Below are 16,032 nucleotides of genomic sequence, written 5' to 3' on the forward strand. Positions count from 1 at the left end.
ATGAAATGGCGCTATACTAGCATTGATTTTCAATCCTATGGCGTGCATACGAGGTTGAGAGAGGGGACAGCGACACGATGAGGCTTTCGCGGCAGCAGGTGGATTTTTTCAACGTATTCGGCTTTCTTAAACTGCCGGGACTCTTCAAGGACGAGATCGAGACGATCACGTCGCATTTCGAGCAAGTGCTGCAGGCGTACGAGAAGGTCATGGGCCTCCATGACGGCACCAAAAGACTGATGGTTCCCTGCGTCGATTCGAGCTACTACCTGTCCGGCCTGCTGGACGATCCGCGCATCGTGGGCGCCGCCTCCTCGCTGATTGGGGACGACTTCAACTATTGGGGCAGCGACGGCAACTATTACACGGGCGATACGCCTTGGCATCCGGACGGTAACGAGCCGAAGTACACGCATATCAAGCTGGCCTTCTACCTCGACGAGCTGGGCGGCTCGAACGGCGCGCTGCGCGTCGTGCCGGGCAGCCATCGCGAGACCGACCGCTACGCGCTGGATCTCATGCGGACGCTGCGCAATCCCGAAGGGCATTTCGGAATTCCGGGGTCCGAGATCCCGGCGCAGGTGCTGGACGTGACGCCCGGCGACCTGCTGATTTTCAACCATCGCACCTTCCACTCCGCCTGGGGCGGCGGCACCAAGCGCCGGATGTTCACCATGAACATGTGCGAGCGGTACAAGGACGAGGATATCGGATTTCTGCGCAAAATGATTTTGCCGCATGTCGGCGCCAACGTCAGCCGTTATTATGGCGATGCGATGCTGGAGTCGGCCACGCCCGAACGGATGAAGCATCTCGAGCAGTTCATGCATCTGTGGGACTGGGACGCGGTAACGAAGGATAAACCGGCGTTTCAATATCTCAAAGTGTAGTCGGGCAGCAGGCGGAAATTGCAGGCTGCTCCCCTTGAAGCGATTCAAATTCCCCCGGTGACATGTACCCCTTTTCCCCGGCATATGCTGTCTTGAATGCCATTGAAACGGAGGGAATCATCCGGATGAATAACAATGTCCAATACGCGGTATCGATCGTTCAGCCATTCATTCCATTCGGCGCGGAGCTGGCCACGCTATCGCGGCACGCGGGCATGCCGGCCGTCTTGTTCGCCGATATCGATTACGATTACAATGTCGAGCTGATCGCGCTGTACCGCTATCAAGGCGAGCAGAATCTCATCGTGCTGAAGAATGCCGGCGGCCACAACTGGCATATGTTCGCGCACGCGAACGGCAAAGGCGTCTATGTCGCGGACATGGCCGCGGCCCCGGTCGCCAGAGCCGGGCAGAACAGCCTCCTGATCGGCTGGCAGCACGAGGACGGCGAGGTCGAGCTGGACATTCTGCAGTGGACGGGCGCGGGCTTGTCGCGCATCGTTCCGGACGGGATCACGTACGACTGGCTCGAAATCGAGGATATGCCGGACGCGAACGGGCCGGACGGCAAATGCGAGCTGGCGCTCTGGCTGCAGGAATCGGACCAATCGTACCGCATCGAGACCTATCGCTGGGAAATAAACGGACTCGTGCCGGCCGTGGACGCGTACCCGTACTATTTCAGCAAAGTCGCGTACTATTACGAGCAGCTGGCCCAGCAGCAGCCGGATGTCCCCCTGTATCGGAGCGTGCTGGACGACGCGCTGCAGAGGGCCGGTTCAGGAGTTTCGCCTGGAGAATCGGATGACGAGGCGAACTGAACGCGCCGGCAGTTAACCTTCGCCTTATCAACGCCGCTCTAAGAGCGGCACTCGGCTCCCGTATGAATAAAATAACTGCAAATGTGCATTTATTTCGCCCCAGAACCTCTCTCAGAGCCAAAATAACTGTAAATATGCACTTATTCCACTTCATTCCTCTATGTTTCTCACAAGTTAGTGGGAATAAATGCATAGTTGCATCTATTTTGCTTTATGGGCCGCATTCCAAGTAAATAACTGCATAGACGCAGTTATTTTGCCAAACCAATCTACTGAAACAACAAATGCTCTACGGTTGCCGTGATGACGCAGTGATCATTCCTCGCTGCTAGCTAATGTCGCTCTTGTAATGGACTACGGACCAACGGACAAAACGGGAGATCCTCGTAAAGAGGACCTCCCGTTTCTCGTTTCCCTTCATGTTTCTGGTTCCGCCTACCGATCGATCGAGATCGAGACTATTCCAGGTACATAGCCTTCAGCTTCGCGCGCTCCGCCGGCGTCACGCCAAGACCTTTCTCGATGAAGGCGTCGATGGAGCCGTACTTGGCTTTCATCTCGTCGAAGGAAGCCTGCAAGAATTCCTTCTGCACGTCCATCAGCGCCGTCAAAGCCGCAATGACGTTCTCGTCGGAAATTTGCGTCTTCAAGCCGGCGATTGCCGCTTTGTTCGCATCCGCACGGTAAACGTTGCTGAGCAGGTAGTCGTTCATGACCGTTTGCTCGTCCACGCCGAGCGTCAGCAGGATGATCGCGGAGCCCAAGCCCGTACGATCCTTGCCGGCCGTGCAGTGCTGAACGAGCGCCGCGTTATTCGGATCGTTCAGCAACTCCATCAGCTGCACGAAAAATTTCGGGCTGTCGACCATCGATTTATTGCCGGCCACCATCATTTGCACGGCGGACGCTTCGTCCTTGAGCATGCCCGAAGCGATCATATCGTTCATGTTATAGCCAGCGCCCGGATTGCCTTCGTCCGTACGCACGTAGCTCACGCCGGCGATCGTCGGATCCGGCATCGCCTTCACTTCCGCATCGGTGCGATAGTCGACATCCGTCTTGATGCCCATGCGCTGGATAGAAGCGAGATCCGCGCCGGTCAGGTGCCCCAGCTCTTCCCCGCGGTACAGCTTGCCCCATTTGACGGTATGGCCGTCGGTCGTCTTATAGCCGCCAAGGTCGCGGAAATTAAATGCGCCCTGCAGGTTCACTTTGCGCTCCGCCGAAGTAATCGTATCGCCGTTGCCGCCTTTGACCAGGAAGTACACGCGATCGCCCGGCTTGGGATCCGCCGCGACGTAACCGCCGAAGCTCGTATATGTTTTGGCAAGCAGCTTGCCGTTCTTCTCGATATTGTCGGGGGAGGTGCTCCAGTAAATCTTGGCCGCGCCCAGGTTCGCGTCCGTCTTCCAGTGCAGAACGAGCTGTCCTTTGGCGTTGCGCTCGACGGAAGCGGATTGGAATTGTCCAATTTTCGCGCTTGGCGACGCAGCGGCTGCGGATGCGGATAATGGAAGCGCTGCGGACAGCAGGATGGATGCGCCGATTACGGCTGCGGATACGGATGTTACTTTGGACACGTGGTATTCCTCCCAGGAATAGTAGTTTATAGATTCGCTTTCGTTTCGTCCAAAGTATACGAATCCACTGTTCGCCGGGTGTTAAGGAATTATGAATAAAATATTAATCTATCGAAAACAACAAAAACATCCATATTTACCTCGTTTGCCTATACGTTCACTATTCAGCGCCTCCTGCCTTTCTGCCCTCTTCCGCAGATTCGAGAACGAATGATACACTACGATATAGTTGATTTTGAAAATCGTGGAACTTTTTGTTCAAAACGGTTCCGCCGCCGGCATCACTCCTTACGAGGACGAATGAATACGCGGAGGTTAGCGATGAGCATGTACGATGCAGGCGGCGCGGCAAAAGAAAGCCTTGCCGGGAAGGAATCTACGAAGAACGACGAAATCATGCACCGCGAGCTGGTGGAGCGAGCGAAGCACGGCGATACGGAAGCATTCGGCGAGCTGATCGAGCAGCACCGCAGCCAAGCCCGCTCCTGGGCGCAGCGGCTGACGGGAGATCCTTATCTGGCGGACGATGTCGTGCAGGATGCGCTCATACGGGCATTTCTGCATGTCGGTTCGCTGTCGGATACGAGCCGATTCCTGCCCTGGCTGCATCGTATCGTGCGCAACCAGGCGCATATGCGCCTGCGGCGCGGCGGTCCCTACAAGCGCGAGCGGCCTTTTGCTGCCTTCGGGGCTTCCGGGGGCTCGGGCGGCGGGACGGAAGGCGGACATGACGCCGTTCATTGGGACGACTTGGACGGCATCCTCTTCCACCTCACCCGTTCGGCGACGAACGCTTCCCTGAAGGAGCAGGACCCGGCGGAACATCTGATGCGCAAGGAGCTGTTCGAGACCATCCATGCGCTGATGCACTGCTTGAGCCGCAAGGAGCGGAGCATCTTCGAGGCGTACTTCTTCCGGCAGCTCACCCCGGAGGAAATCGCCGACATGTACCAGATGACGACGGGATCCATCTACACGTACATCTACCGATCCCGCCGCAAGCTCCGCGAAGCGCATATCCGCGTATCGCTCGGCCTCCTGCACGACAAGGAGGAGAGAGGATTGAAGAATCGAGAAAAACGGCTTGAACTGCCCGAGTGGCCGGCGCATGCGGCAACGCAATTTACGTTTATCGACCGCATCGGCCATATGCTGGCCGCCATCGGCGATCGGCGCGATACGGCGGCGCTGATGGGCATGTCGGGCTTTGCGTTCCGCATGCAGCTGTCCGACAAAACGACTTATGGCGACGGCATCTACATGTTCGACTGGCGGGAGGAGCTGCGCTCGCTCATGGAGCAGGTCGGATACGCCGTTACGCTGCTGTGCGGACAGCTGTCGTGCACGCCAGTACCGCTGCTCGGCGCGGTGGAGCGGTTCCCGGTCGTGCTGCCGATCGAGGAGGCCGTGCTGCCGTTTATCCGGAAGTACATCGATCTCGGCAAACCGGTGCTTTATTTCGATACGGCGGCGACCAGCCCTCACGTCCATGAATGGTCGCTGCTGTACGGCTACGACGACGATAGACGGGAGGTATACGCGACCGACTGCATGCTTCCGGGCGGCAAAACGCTGTCCTACGACGACGTCGCCGGCAACCCGGTCCGATACTTGGCCGGCATCGACGGGAAGCTGGAGCGGCCCGCCGGCGATTCGGCCGCGGGGACGGAGCGTCTGCTCGGCGGTAAGCCCGAGACGCTGCATGCGCTGGAAGCCGTACGAACCGCGGCGGCGCTCGCAAGATATGGCGGCAAGTACCGCCCCATGACGGGCTATCTGTGCTATACGTACGGGCTCGCCGCATACGACTGCTGGATCCGCCATATGCGGCAAGGTCCCGGGGCGCCCCCGAACCGGTACGGTATGGGACAGCTCGCTTCCGTTTATGCCGACACGAAACAGACGGCGGCGCAATATTTGCGCGGGCTGCCCTTGGAGGGAGAAGCCATGCGCTTGACGCTGCTCGCTTCGGAAGCCTACGAGCAAACCGCCGAAGCACTTCGGGAATTACGTGAGCTGGTGCCGTTCGTGCGGGGGGCGGCAATGCTGACGGCGGATCAGAGTGAGCGCTGCGCCGGTTTGCTGGAGAGGGCCAAAACCTTCGAGGCCGCCGCGATCGAATATTTGGAAATCGCCTATCTAACCGTAGTGGAGGAGATCTGACCATGGGTGAGACGATTCAATTGGTGTTTCGAACGGAATTTCAGCAGTTGCACAATCTCATGGATGCCAAAGTTTCATTCGAACGCGAGCATCCGGGCATGGAAGTCATCATCGAGCAGTCGGCCGATCATTACGAGTCCCTGCAGGCGTATCGATCGGACGAAGCGCCGGATATCATAGAATCCGGCGGCTGGAAACTCTTCAACGATCCGGGCATGTTCGTTGATCTCCTCCCATATGTCGACGAGACGCCGGGGCTCCGGGAGGATCTCCATCCCGGCATCATGCGCGTCGCCTGCAAGGACGGTACGCTTCCGGGCCTCCCCGTCGACGTTGCGCTGCCGCTAATCATTTACAACAAGGAGATGTTCGACCGCGCGGGACTTCCGTACCCGCGCGAAGACTGGACCTGGGACGAGATGATCGCATTAGCGAAGCAGTTGACCATCCGGAACGAGGCCGGCGTTGCCCGGCAATTCGGATTCGGGTTCGGCGTGGATATCGAGGAGTTCGAGCCGTTCGTCATGCGAAGCGGAGGCCGCTATACTTCGGAGGACGGCAAGACGGCGAACGGTTATGTCGACCGGCCGGAGGTCAGCGAAACGTTCCGATTGCTGATCGACGCCTATCGCAAGCACCGCGTCATCCGCAATCCGGGCGAGCCGTCCGAGGCCGGCGATCTGCACGAGGGCTTCGCGATCACGTTCGGCTTTACCTGGTATGCAGGCAACCTGATTCATCATGGGCTGGACGAGAAGTTCGGCGTGGTCGGACTGCCCCATATGCCTGGCGGGAAGTCGGCGAACATGATTTATTTAGGGGCTGCCGGCATCACGAGCAAATCCACGCATCCCGATCTGGCTTGGTCGTTCATTCGCCACTACGTCACAGGTCGTCCCGAATCGTTCCGCCAAGCCTGGACATTGCCGATTACGAGGTCCATTGCGGATCGGAGCGGCATGACGGAGCATCGCATCTGGTCCAGGTATATCGAAGAGCTTGACCATGTGCAGATCAGCAGCTTCTACGTCAACGAGAAATGGAATGCATCCCGGCAGCTGATTAATGAGGACATTCGCAGGATGATCGCCGGAGACGCGGACATCGCGCAGACGATTCAATCGTGGACGCGCTTCGCGTAGAGGTACGGCAAATAGATAGGCACAAATCGAGGATTCCAAGATTTCCTGGCGTGAACATGATTCCTTGAGTGAACATGAATGAAAAAGAGCTGTCCGCGGGCCATGATCATGGTCGCTTGGACAGCTCTTTTATGTGTACGCGATATCGATCGTGCAAGGTACGCACAGACGAAGCCTATTGCAGAAAAGCAATCACGCCGGACGCGTCCTCGCCGCCTGCCTGCGCATGCGCGCGAAGCGGAATGCCGTGCGGGCCGTGGGCATCCTTCAGCGCCGGCTGGTCGGCGATCATCGCTTTGACGATCTCAAGCTTGCCCAACATCGCGGCCGCGAACACGTCGAGCCGCGCGCCCCGCTCCAATAAGAACAGCGCAATATCCCGGCTGCCCGTATGGGCCGCCGCGCCAAGCGCCGTCTCCCAGTCTCCTCCGCCCCAGTCCCAGGCTGCGTTCAGCAAGCCCGGCTCCTGCGCCAGCAATTCCTGGACGCGGTTCAAATCTCCATGCGCATTGCCTACGAACTCCTTGACCAGCTCCGGTGCGATTCCTTGTCTTGGCTCCATGTGCGATCTTCTCCCTTAAGTTGGATTAGACTTGCAATAAAGCTGCCGTAGCCGGATGCTCCCGCATGACGGCCAGCTCGGCGGCGGTTCGCCCTTCGTCCGTCAGCGCGGCGCGGTCGGCGCCCGCTTCGAGCAGCAGCGGGATCATCGCGCTGCGACCGAAATACGCCGCCACATGCAGCGGCGTATACCCAAGCCGCCATTTCCCTTCGCATACCGCATGAACATCCGCGCCCTGCTCGAGGAGCATCCTGACGATACGTTCGTAATTACCCGCGATCGCCGCATGAATCGCCATGTTGTTCAAATTGCCGTCGCGGCTGCGCGCGTTGACGTCCGCCCCCTTCTCGAGGAGGAACTGCGCCGTCTCTTCGCTGCCGAAATGCGCCGCCAGCCCGAGCAGCGTAAATCCGTCGTTGCTGTAAGCGCCGATCAGCTCCGGCGATATCGCCAGCCAATCTGCGACCCGCCGTGTGCTGCCGACGGCGGCGGCCTCGAAGGCTCCGAGCTCCGCGCCGTGGTCGAGCAGCAGCTCCTTGATCGCCGAAGACCGGTAATAGGCGGCCATCAGCACCGCCGTCTCCCCGCTGTCGTTGCGGGCGTTCGCCAGCGAGGCGTCCTGCTGCAGCAAGGCGGACACCGTATCGGCCCGCCCCTCCTTGACCGCCTCGACCATCTCGCTGCGCAGCCGTTTCACTTGGTCGGCCAACGACCGCGCCTTGCCCAGCAGGTCCTCCGAGGCGCCGATGCCGACGGCTAGCAAGTGCGCGACCGCTCTGGACCGGTTCGACTCCAATCCGGCCTCCACGAGCAAATCGACCGCTTCGAGCGCGTCGCCGCTCAGCCGGACGGAGAGTACCATGCTTTTCTTCTTAGCTGCCATAGTCGTCGCTCCCGTACTTCTGCGAAATGCATTAGTTGTAATTTTTATTACAAAATTACAATAGCAAACGCAGCGTGTAATGTCCATAATTTTCCTCATGTTCCACAATAGAATCGGAGCGAATAAGGAACTATGAAAAAGCTAGAAGAAGCCTCCATCCCCGCATGATTCGCGGCAATCGGAGGCTTCTCGCAATCGGGAGCAATTGTGCTGCTCTCCGTCAATTCATGTATTCATCCAGCATCTTCTACCAAGTACCCAATCTATAATGGCGCCATCTCCGCGGATTACTTCACGACGAGCAGCGGCAGCAGCGTATGCTGCAGCACGTAATGGCTGACGCTGCCAAGGACGAACTCGCGGATCGCACCGAGCCCGCGGCTACCGATAACGATCAGGTCGCACTGATGCTGGTTGGCATAGTCGACGATGGTTTCTCCCGGACTGCCCTCGAGCAGCACCGCGTTCGCGAACGGAACCGATGCGATCCGCGCTTCAACCTTCGCCAGCTCCTGCTGCGCCTGAACGAACTGTTCCCGCTGAACGGAAGTCGGCACCACCACCATAGAATCCGCGACCGCGACCGCAGCCACGCTGTATACGTACAGAACCGTCAGCTTCGCTTCCGGATAATGCTGCACCATGTCAATTGCTCTGTCAAGCGCCTTCGCGGATGGCAGTCCCCCGTCGTACGCGACAAGTATATTGGAAAAGCTCATCGTAAACGCCTCCTTCGATCAGTTCGACTCCTCTTCTATTACCCGGCTTCGAAATCGCTTTAAACATCCTGATTGTGGTGCAATTCGCCATGGCCTGCCAGCATGGACGCATGATACAATCAGGTCGACAACGAGCGACGGGAGCGAATTTATGAAAAGAATGATTTCGGACACGGCGATATTTCGCACCAGAGGAAGCAGCGACTCGGGGAAAGTGTCCTTCATTGAACTGTTTTTCGATCTTATCTTCGTATTCGCGGTGACGCAGCTGTCTCATTCGTTTCTGGAGCATTTCACGCTGGAAGGGGCGGTCCATCTCGGGCTGCTGACGATGGCGGTGTGGTGGGCGTGGATCTTCACGGCATGGGTCATCAACTGGCTGAATCCCGAATCGGTTCAGGTCCGGCTGCTGCTGATCGCCTTGATGCTGCTCGGCCTCATTACGTCCACGTCCATTCCGGAGGCGTTCGAACAATCCGGGGCTTACTTCGGGGTCGCATACGCGCTATTTCAGACAGGGCGCACGGCGTATACCGTGTGGATGATGCGCGGGGGGCATGACGAGCTTCGCATTAACTTCATCCGCATCCTGTGCTGGCTGTCGATGTCGGGGATTTGCTGGGTCGTCGGGGGCTTCTTGCACGACGGCTGGCGGCTCGGGCTATGGGCGGCGGCGCTTGCGATCGAGTATCTCTCGCCTTCCGTCGGCTTCTGGACGCCGCGCCTAGGGAAGACGCCGACAGCCGTTTGGGACGTCGAGGGCTCACATATGGCAGAGCGCTGCGGGCTGTTCATCATCATTGCGCTCGGGGAGTCGATTCTCGTCACCGGAGCGACGTTCGCCAAGTTGGAGTGGGGCGCTGCCGCAGTCGCCGCTTTTGCCGCCGCCTTCGCCGGCACGGTCGCGATGTGGTGGATCTATTTCGATATGACCGCCAAAACCGGCCACCACTTCATCGCCCATTCGGCGGATCCGGGCCGCGTCGCGCGGTCGGCTTACACGTACACGCATCTGCTCCTGGTCGCGGGCATTATCGTCACGGCCGTCGCGGATGAACTGCTGCTAGCCCATCCGACGGGACACTTGGAAGCCAAAGCGGTTGCGGTCATGCTTGCCGGACCGGCTTTGTTCCTGATCGGCAACATGCTGTTCCTGCGCATCGTCGCGAACGTCTTCCCCGCTCCGTATATCGCGGGTCTGGTTGCGCTTGCGGCGCTCTCGCCTTTTGCCGGCTCCTTGTCGGCACTGGCGCTGTCGGCCGTCGCTCTTGCGGTGCTGATTACCGTCTCGCTGTGGGGATCGGCGTTCTCGCAGCGGATATGCAGCATCCGGCCGGCGGCGGTGTACGAGCAAGCGTAAAAAAACCGCCCGAGAGGGCGGTCAGTTGGCGGTCGACTACCAGCCGAAATCCAGTGTTTTTCCGGTCTCCGCGTACGTCTTGATGTTGCTCACGATCATCGGCCAGCTCTGCTTCGTGCTTGCGTAGGACGGATGCCCCTCCGGCCAGCGGTCGTTGACAAGCGTTAGTTTCGTAACGGCACCGACGACCTCTAACGTGAGCGTGACGCGCGTCTCCAGCTCCGCATGGTTCTCCCGATACGACGGGCCGGGATGTTCCGTATAACTCATGCGCTGATTGGCCTCGTACTCCAGCACGTCGCCATAGACATGAACGGTACGCTCTCCATCGTTGCCTGGACCGACATACGCGTAAGGGGAACCGATCTCGAACGTGGATTCCAGCACGCTGCCGAAGAAAATCGCCCGTGTTCCTTCCGGCGTGACGAGCACGTTCCACACCGCCTCCGGCGGCGCGTCAATATAGATTTCGTAGCTGAGATCTTCCATAATGTTGTCTCCCTTCAAATTCGCCACTGTCATGGACTTGTATCGGACGAGCTGTCAGTTATGACTATAAACCAGCCCGAAAGCAAAGTATTGTAAAAACGCGACAGGGCTTACGGAAGGAAGCTTGCCATGAACGATCGTCGACAAACCGACCGCGGCATATTGAAGGCGGAAGCGGGCCGGCAGAAATTCGCGCTGAACCGTTTCGAACCGTCTCCCGACCTGGCTCCTTATATCGGCAACTATTGGACCGTCCGTTGGGATTTGCGCGGACAGCCTCCCTATTCGCAGACGATTTTATCCTACCCCAACATCAATATGTCGTTCGAACGCGATCACAACGGCGCTTTCGCAGGGGTGTATGGCGTTCCGAGGCGCACGTACACCCGCCATCTGCAGGATGAAGGCGAGGTGCTCGGCATCAAATTCAAGCCCGGCGGCTTCTATCCGTTCTGGAAGCAGCCGGCGGTCCTGTTGACCGGAGGCGTCCTGGCGCTCAGCGACGTATTCGGCGAAGAAGTGAAGGAGATCGAATCGCGGCTGTTTGCCGAGGACACGGACGAAGGCAAGATACGTATCGCGGAAGCCTTCTTCCGCTCTCGCCTCCCGGAGCCGGACGACAACATCGCGCTCGTCGACAGCGTCGTGCGGCAGGTCATAGACAACCGGGACCTCACGAAGGTGGAAGAGTTGGCGGACATGTTCGACCTGAATGTTCGCTCCCTGCAGCGGTTGTTCAACCGTTACGTCGGCGTCAGCCCCAAGTGGGTCATTCAGCGCTTCCGGCTGCAGGAGGCGGCTGAGCTGATCGAGAAGAACGGCATCCCGGACTGGATCTCCCTGTCCCAGAGCCTCGGCTTCTATGACCAGGCGCATTTCATCAAGAGCTTCAAAGCCATCGTCGGCAAATCGCCGGAAGAATACAGCCGGGAGCTCGGGCGAAAGCCCGAACTGCAACAGCCCGGTTGAGACGCGAAGGGCTGCAGGCCGCTGCTTCGTCGCAGCAGGCTTGCAGCCCTTCTTATATCTCATAAATACGTGACTTCTCTACACGATAAGAATTTCTCACCGTTATACGGGCTTCTCTCCGATATCGCTAAGATAGCTTGATCCCCGTGGTTGTTCTGTTCATAAAGAGCCGAATAAATAATTCGGCCAGCAGCAGAAGCAGCACGATAGCCCCGTATACAGCGGCGGCGTACCCCGCTTCATAAGACAATCCCGCCCACTTCCGGAACACGTAAGCGAGCAGATGAACAGCCATGTTCGTAAAGCAGAACACATAGCTGCGGACCATCCACTGCCGATGCTGCAGGATCCGTTTCTTGCGGATGCTGTTGACGGCAAGCACCGTAAACGCCGGCCATAGGATATTCAGCATATTGAACGGGACGCTGACCGCCTTGCCTCCCGTCGCATAAGGCGCCATGTAGCCGGATGTAAGGGAAACGACAAGCACGGAGATCAGATAGGCATACCCGTTCCTCTTATGAAATCGGCGGAAATGACGCAGCACCCAAGGCGAGAAATTAACCGTTCCGGCCAGCATCGCGAGGCAGGCGAATCCAAGGTGCACCCGCATAACGCTTAACCAGACGGGCAAATCGACCTGCTTGAGCGGGTTGGTTTTATGGCTCAGGAAGCCTGCTGCTTCAGGATCCTGCAAGATGTTTCGGTACAACGCATAGCCTGCGATAAGCGCGGCGACAACAAGTAAAAGTACATAAGGCAGTTTCGTTTTGGACATCGGATTCAGAAACCTCGCACGTTAGAATGAAGGGACTCCCGGGCGCAGATGGACGCCTTGGACCACAGTATACCGCCCCCGCAGGGAGAACGAAAGGCACGAAAGTGTGTCCGCTACGCAAGCGCCAGCAGCTGTAAACCCCTCAGCCGTAGATCCGCCCATGGATACGGCTATTTCGCATGCCCCCATCCTAGCATGGACAAGCCCAAAAGCCTTGCATGCCGAAGGCGTGGCGCCTCGCAGCTATTCAAGGCTACGGCTGCATCATGGCACCAAGCTTGAAAACAAGCAAACGCTCCTGATCGGACTGCCGCGACAGTCAGGTCTCCCGCGGACCGAAACGCTTGACGGAACGAATGCGGGCCCGCTGGATCTCGATTTGACGGTCGCGCGGCTGGCTGTTCGTCACCAAGCCGGAGAGCAGCTTTTCCGCGGCTGCGGTAACTTCCTGCACAGCGAGCTGAAACGCGGGTTCATTGGCTTTGGACGGCTGATTGAAGCCCGACAGCTTCCGAACGAACTGCAGCGCCGCCGCTTGAATCTCGTCCTCCGTCGCGGGCGGATCGAAGTTGAACAACGTTTTTATATTTCTGCACATGGCACTCACCTTCCATGATTTATTATCGTGACGCCATCATAGCATCCATTCACAATTTTTGTAAGTATTCCCCTCTCTTCAATATGTCAGGATGGCCTGATGAAGGGATGAAGATACTACGTACTATTACTGTGTCTTTCTCGGATTGTTGGCAGAATTGGTACAAGTTATTTATATGTCTCGATTGACATATATATAGGTTTGGGTAGATAATAGTTCGCATGCGAAATATCTTGCGAAGGGAGTATCCAGTGGGAGAACAATGGATTTTGGGTATTTTCCAGACTTATCGCGAAGTGAATCAAGCCTTCTTCCAGCTGCTGTCCAAAGCGGCTAGCAAGCATAAGCTTACGGCCCTTCAGCTCATCGTGCTTCGCGTGCTTCGCGAGCATCCCGAAATCCGCTTGACGGAGCTTGCCGAGAAGCTGAACCTCGGTAACAGCACGACAAGCGGCATCGTGGACCGCATGGTCAAGGCTGGCCTCGTGGAACGCGAGCGCACCAAACAGGACCGCCGGGCCATGACGCTGACGCTGACGGATAAAGGCATGGATCTATGGCGCGAAACGGATGCGACCCGGCTGAATTTGCTGCGTCCGCTGCTCGATCTTCCCGAAGAAGATCAACGGGCGCTCGATCGCATTCAGCAAGACGTATTGCGCATCTTAAGACAATCGAGGGAGGAAGCTTAACGTAATGACAACTATGGTATCCAATCAATTGCGCAAAGGACCGATCATGGCCTCCTTGCTCATCGCGGCATTCGTTGCACTGCTGGCGCAAACAGTGCTCAACGTCGCGCTGCCGAAAATGATGGAGGATCTCGACGTCGGAGAAAGCACGATTCAATGGCTGTCCAACGGCTATATGCTGGTGAACGGCGTGCTCGTCCCGATCAGCGCTTACCTGATCAACCGTTTTACGACCCGAAGGTTATTCATGGTCGCATCGATTTTATTCGCCATCGGCACGGTCATTTGCGCCCTGTCGAGCGGCTTCGACGTTCTGCTTGCAGGCCGTCTCGTGCAAGCCTGCGGCGCCGGTATTCTCATGCCGCTGATGACTATCGTCATCCTGACGATCTTCCCGGTTGAAGAACGCGGCAAAGCGATGGGCTTGATGGGCGTCGCGATGATCTTCGCGCCGGCCGTCGGACCGACGCTGTCCGGCTGGATCGTCGAAAACTACGATTGGCATGTCCTGTTCTACATCATATTGCCGCTGGCGATTCTGGCCGTCGTGTTCGGCGCCTTCTCGATGAAGGACGTCATTAAGACATCGCGTCCGAAGCTTGACGTGCTCAGCGTCATTCTGTCCACGCTCGGCTTCGGCGGGCTGTTGTACGGTTTCAGCGAAGCGGGCACGGCGGGTTGGGGCGCTGTCGAAGTCACCGTCTGCCTGATTGTCGGCGCGATTTCGCTCATCTCGTTCGTTGTCCGTTCGCTCCTTAAGAAGGCGCCGCTGCTCGAGATGCGCGTCTTCAAATATCCGATGTTCTCGCTTACGGCTCTAATCAATGCCATTATCACGATGGCGATGTATTCCGGCATGATCCTGCTGCCGATCTTCCTGCAGAACATCCGCCATTTCACGCCGCTCGAATCCGGCTTGCTGCTGCTGCCGGGCGCCATCCTGATGGGCATCATGTCGCCGATTACCGGCATGGTATTCGATAAAATCGGCGCGCGCTGGCTGGCGGTCATCGGCCTTATCATCACGACCATTACGACGTATGAGTTCAGCCATCTCGAAATCGATTCTTCGTACAATCATATGATGCTGTTCTACACGCTGCGGATGTTCGGGATGTCCATGCTGTTGATGCCGATCCAAACGGCCGGTCTCAATCAGCTGCCGCGCCGCTTGAACGCGCACGGCTCGGCCATGTCCCAGACGCTGCGGAACGTGTCCGGCGCGCTCGGTACCGCCATTCTCGTAACGCTCATGACGAACAGCGCAGCCTCGCATGCGAAATCGCTGGCCATTGAAGGCAAAGTCGATCCGTCGGATACCGTGAAAATGGGCGAAATCGCGCAGCAAGCCACGATTTACGGGATTAACCATTCCTTCGTCGTCGCCACTTGGCTGACCGTTGCCGCGCTCGTGCTCGCGTTCTTCATCCGCAAGGTATCGCCTCGCGAAGATGCGGTGCAAGAACCCGTCCAGGTTGCGACAGAGATGCAGGCGGTTCCCGTACCGGAAGTAAGGGAGGAACTAGCCGCGAACTCCAATCGTTCCGATCGGCCAGGCGCCGACGGCGAATTCCGCGACGCGATCCGAGGTTTTCTCAGGACGCCTGACCCAGCGGCAGACGACGAACATTTCAACGATAAAGAATATCGGAAGGCGCTGCTTCAGTTACAAGGCAATTCCAAGGACGAGGGCCGTCGGGAAGAAATGAGCGATAAAGCATACCGGGAGACGTTGAAGAAATTGACCGAATCCGTAAAAGAAAACGAGTAAGGAATCAATGCTTGATTTTCCAACTAAGAGAGGAGTTTACACGATGAAAATGTACATTGTTTACGATAGCGAAGCAGGGCATACGGAACAGCTTGCAAGGTCCATTGCCAAAGGGGCCGAGAGCGTAGCAGGAGCAGAGGTTTTCATTAATCACGTCAAAAAGGCGAACGTCAATGATCTCGAAGGGATGGATGCGATTATCTGGGGATGTCCCGGACACTTCGGCACCATCAGCTCCGGCTTGAAGGAATGGATCGACAAACTCGGCTATTTATGGGCCAACGGGAAGCTGGTCGATAAAATCGGCGCCGTATTCTGCACGACGGCAACCATTCACGGCGGGAGCGAAGCTACGCTGCTGAACCTGATTACGCCGATGCTGCACCAAGGGATGATGATCGTCGGCCTGCCGGCCAATATTCCGGAGAATGCGCTGTACGGCAGTTATTACGGCGTAGGGGTGACGTCTCCCGTCGAAGATACCCATGACGTGCTGAGTCAATCGCTCTTTGCGAAAGGCCTCGCGCTGGGAGAAGCGCTGGGGGCGCGCGTGGCCAATGCGGCTACCGTCTATGCGGCGGGCAAGCAAACTCGGGAGACGATTTAACCAAAAAG

16 protein-coding genes are annotated in these 16,032 nt (G+C 57.7%); 9 read left to right on the plus strand and 7 right to left on the minus strand.

Annotated elements, in window-relative coordinates; all coding sequences use genetic code 11:
* Positions 1 to 77 precede the first annotated feature (77 nt).
* Together AC0YNU_RS20610 and AC0YNU_RS20615 are read left to right on the plus strand one after the other, a co-directional pair.
* A complete protein-coding gene (locus AC0YNU_RS20610; protein ID WP_475760086.1) occupies positions 78 to 890 on the plus strand; it encodes a phytanoyl-CoA dioxygenase family protein in 813 nt (270 codons plus the stop codon).
* 125 nt (positions 891 to 1,015) lie between these two features.
* A complete protein-coding gene (locus AC0YNU_RS20615) occupies positions 1,016 to 1,711 on the plus strand; it encodes a hypothetical protein (protein WP_475760088.1) in 696 nt (231 codons plus the stop codon).
* A 458-nt stretch (positions 1,712 to 2,169) separates the two neighbouring features.
* Here AC0YNU_RS20615 and AC0YNU_RS20620 read toward each other — a convergent pair whose 3' ends face one another.
* Positions 2,170 to 3,291, minus strand: a complete 1,122-nt coding sequence (locus AC0YNU_RS20620) for a tyrosine-protein phosphatase (RefSeq protein ID WP_475760090.1) — start codon at positions 3,289 to 3,291, stop codon at positions 2,170 to 2,172.
* Positions 3,292 to 3,612: 321 nt separating this feature from the next.
* On the opposite strand from AC0YNU_RS20620, the gene AC0YNU_RS20625 reads away from it, so the two are divergent.
* Both AC0YNU_RS20625 and AC0YNU_RS20630 read left to right on the plus strand, forming a co-directional pair.
* Positions 3,613 to 5,454, plus strand: a complete 1,842-nt coding sequence (locus tag AC0YNU_RS20625) for an RNA polymerase sigma factor (protein WP_475760092.1) — start codon at positions 3,613 to 3,615, stop codon at positions 5,452 to 5,454.
* A gap of 2 nt (positions 5,455 to 5,456) precedes the next feature.
* The gene (locus AC0YNU_RS20630) at positions 5,457 to 6,596 is read left to right on the plus strand and encodes an extracellular solute-binding protein (protein ID WP_475760094.1); all 1,140 of its coding nucleotides are present in this window, start codon (positions 5,457 to 5,459) and stop codon (positions 6,594 to 6,596) included.
* A gap of 175 nt (positions 6,597 to 6,771) precedes the next feature.
* Here AC0YNU_RS20630 and AC0YNU_RS20635 read toward each other — a convergent pair whose 3' ends face one another.
* The 3 genes from AC0YNU_RS20635 to AC0YNU_RS20645 form a co-directional block, all read right to left on the minus strand.
* A complete protein-coding gene (locus tag AC0YNU_RS20635) occupies positions 6,772 to 7,158 on the minus strand; it encodes an ankyrin repeat domain-containing protein (protein WP_475760096.1) in 387 nt (128 codons plus the stop codon).
* Positions 7,159 to 7,183: 25 nt separating this feature from the next.
* Entirely contained in the window at positions 7,184 to 8,041 is an 858-nt protein-coding gene (locus AC0YNU_RS20640) for an ankyrin repeat domain-containing protein (RefSeq protein WP_475760098.1), read from the minus strand.
* Positions 8,042 to 8,328: 287 nt separating this feature from the next.
* Positions 8,329 to 8,760 carry a universal stress protein gene (locus AC0YNU_RS20645; RefSeq protein WP_475760100.1) on the minus strand — a complete coding sequence of 144 codons (432 nt, stop codon included), beginning with the start codon at positions 8,758 to 8,760 and terminating at the stop codon, positions 8,329 to 8,331.
* 151 nt (positions 8,761 to 8,911) lie between these two features.
* Here AC0YNU_RS20645 and AC0YNU_RS20650 point away from each other — a divergent pair, with 151 nt between their 5' ends.
* Positions 8,912 to 10,120: a low temperature requirement protein A gene (locus AC0YNU_RS20650; RefSeq protein ID WP_475760101.1), complete on the plus strand. Its 1,209-nt coding sequence runs from the start codon at positions 8,912 to 8,914 to the stop codon at positions 10,118 to 10,120.
* 36 nt (positions 10,121 to 10,156) lie between these two features.
* Here the strand turns inward: AC0YNU_RS20650 and AC0YNU_RS20655 are convergent, their stop codons facing one another.
* Positions 10,157 to 10,609 carry an SRPBCC family protein gene (locus AC0YNU_RS20655; protein WP_475760103.1) on the minus strand — a complete coding sequence of 151 codons (453 nt, stop codon included), beginning with the start codon at positions 10,607 to 10,609 and terminating at the stop codon, positions 10,157 to 10,159.
* Between the two features lie 129 nt (positions 10,610 to 10,738).
* On the opposite strand from AC0YNU_RS20655, the gene AC0YNU_RS20660 reads away from it, so the two are divergent.
* Positions 10,739 to 11,578, plus strand: a complete 840-nt coding sequence (locus tag AC0YNU_RS20660) for a DUF6597 domain-containing transcriptional factor (protein ID WP_475760105.1) — start codon at positions 10,739 to 10,741, stop codon at positions 11,576 to 11,578.
* 127 nt (positions 11,579 to 11,705) lie between these two features.
* Here the strand turns inward: AC0YNU_RS20660 and AC0YNU_RS20665 are convergent, their stop codons facing one another.
* Together AC0YNU_RS20665 and AC0YNU_RS20670 are read right to left on the minus strand one after the other, a co-directional pair.
* The gene (locus AC0YNU_RS20665) at positions 11,706 to 12,356 is read right to left on the minus strand and encodes a DUF2306 domain-containing protein (protein ID WP_475760107.1); all 651 of its coding nucleotides are present in this window, start codon (positions 12,354 to 12,356) and stop codon (positions 11,706 to 11,708) included.
* A 319-nt stretch (positions 12,357 to 12,675) separates the two neighbouring features.
* Positions 12,676 to 12,954, minus strand: a complete 279-nt coding sequence (locus tag AC0YNU_RS20670; protein WP_475760109.1) for a DUF2277 domain-containing protein — start codon at positions 12,952 to 12,954, stop codon at positions 12,676 to 12,678.
* 251 nt (positions 12,955 to 13,205) lie between these two features.
* Here AC0YNU_RS20670 and AC0YNU_RS20675 point away from each other — a divergent pair, with 251 nt between their 5' ends.
* Genes AC0YNU_RS20675 through AC0YNU_RS20685 form a run of 3 tightly spaced genes read left to right on the plus strand, consistent with a single transcriptional unit; the run spans position 13,206 to position 16,024 of the window.
* Entirely contained in the window at positions 13,206 to 13,646 is a 441-nt protein-coding gene (locus AC0YNU_RS20675; RefSeq protein WP_475760111.1) for a MarR family winged helix-turn-helix transcriptional regulator, read from the plus strand.
* A gap of 4 nt (positions 13,647 to 13,650) precedes the next feature.
* Positions 13,651 to 15,417 (plus strand): DHA2 family efflux MFS transporter permease subunit, encoded by a 1,767-nt coding sequence (locus AC0YNU_RS20680; RefSeq protein WP_475760112.1) that lies wholly within the window; start codon positions 13,651 to 13,653, stop codon positions 15,415 to 15,417.
* A 43-nt stretch (positions 15,418 to 15,460) separates the two neighbouring features.
* A complete protein-coding gene (locus AC0YNU_RS20685) occupies positions 15,461 to 16,024 on the plus strand; it encodes an NAD(P)H-dependent oxidoreductase (RefSeq protein WP_475760114.1) in 564 nt (187 codons plus the stop codon).
* Positions 16,025 to 16,032 lie beyond the last annotated feature (8 nt).

The sequence above is a fragment of the Paenibacillus sp. J31P316 genome, from assembly GCF_056269105.1.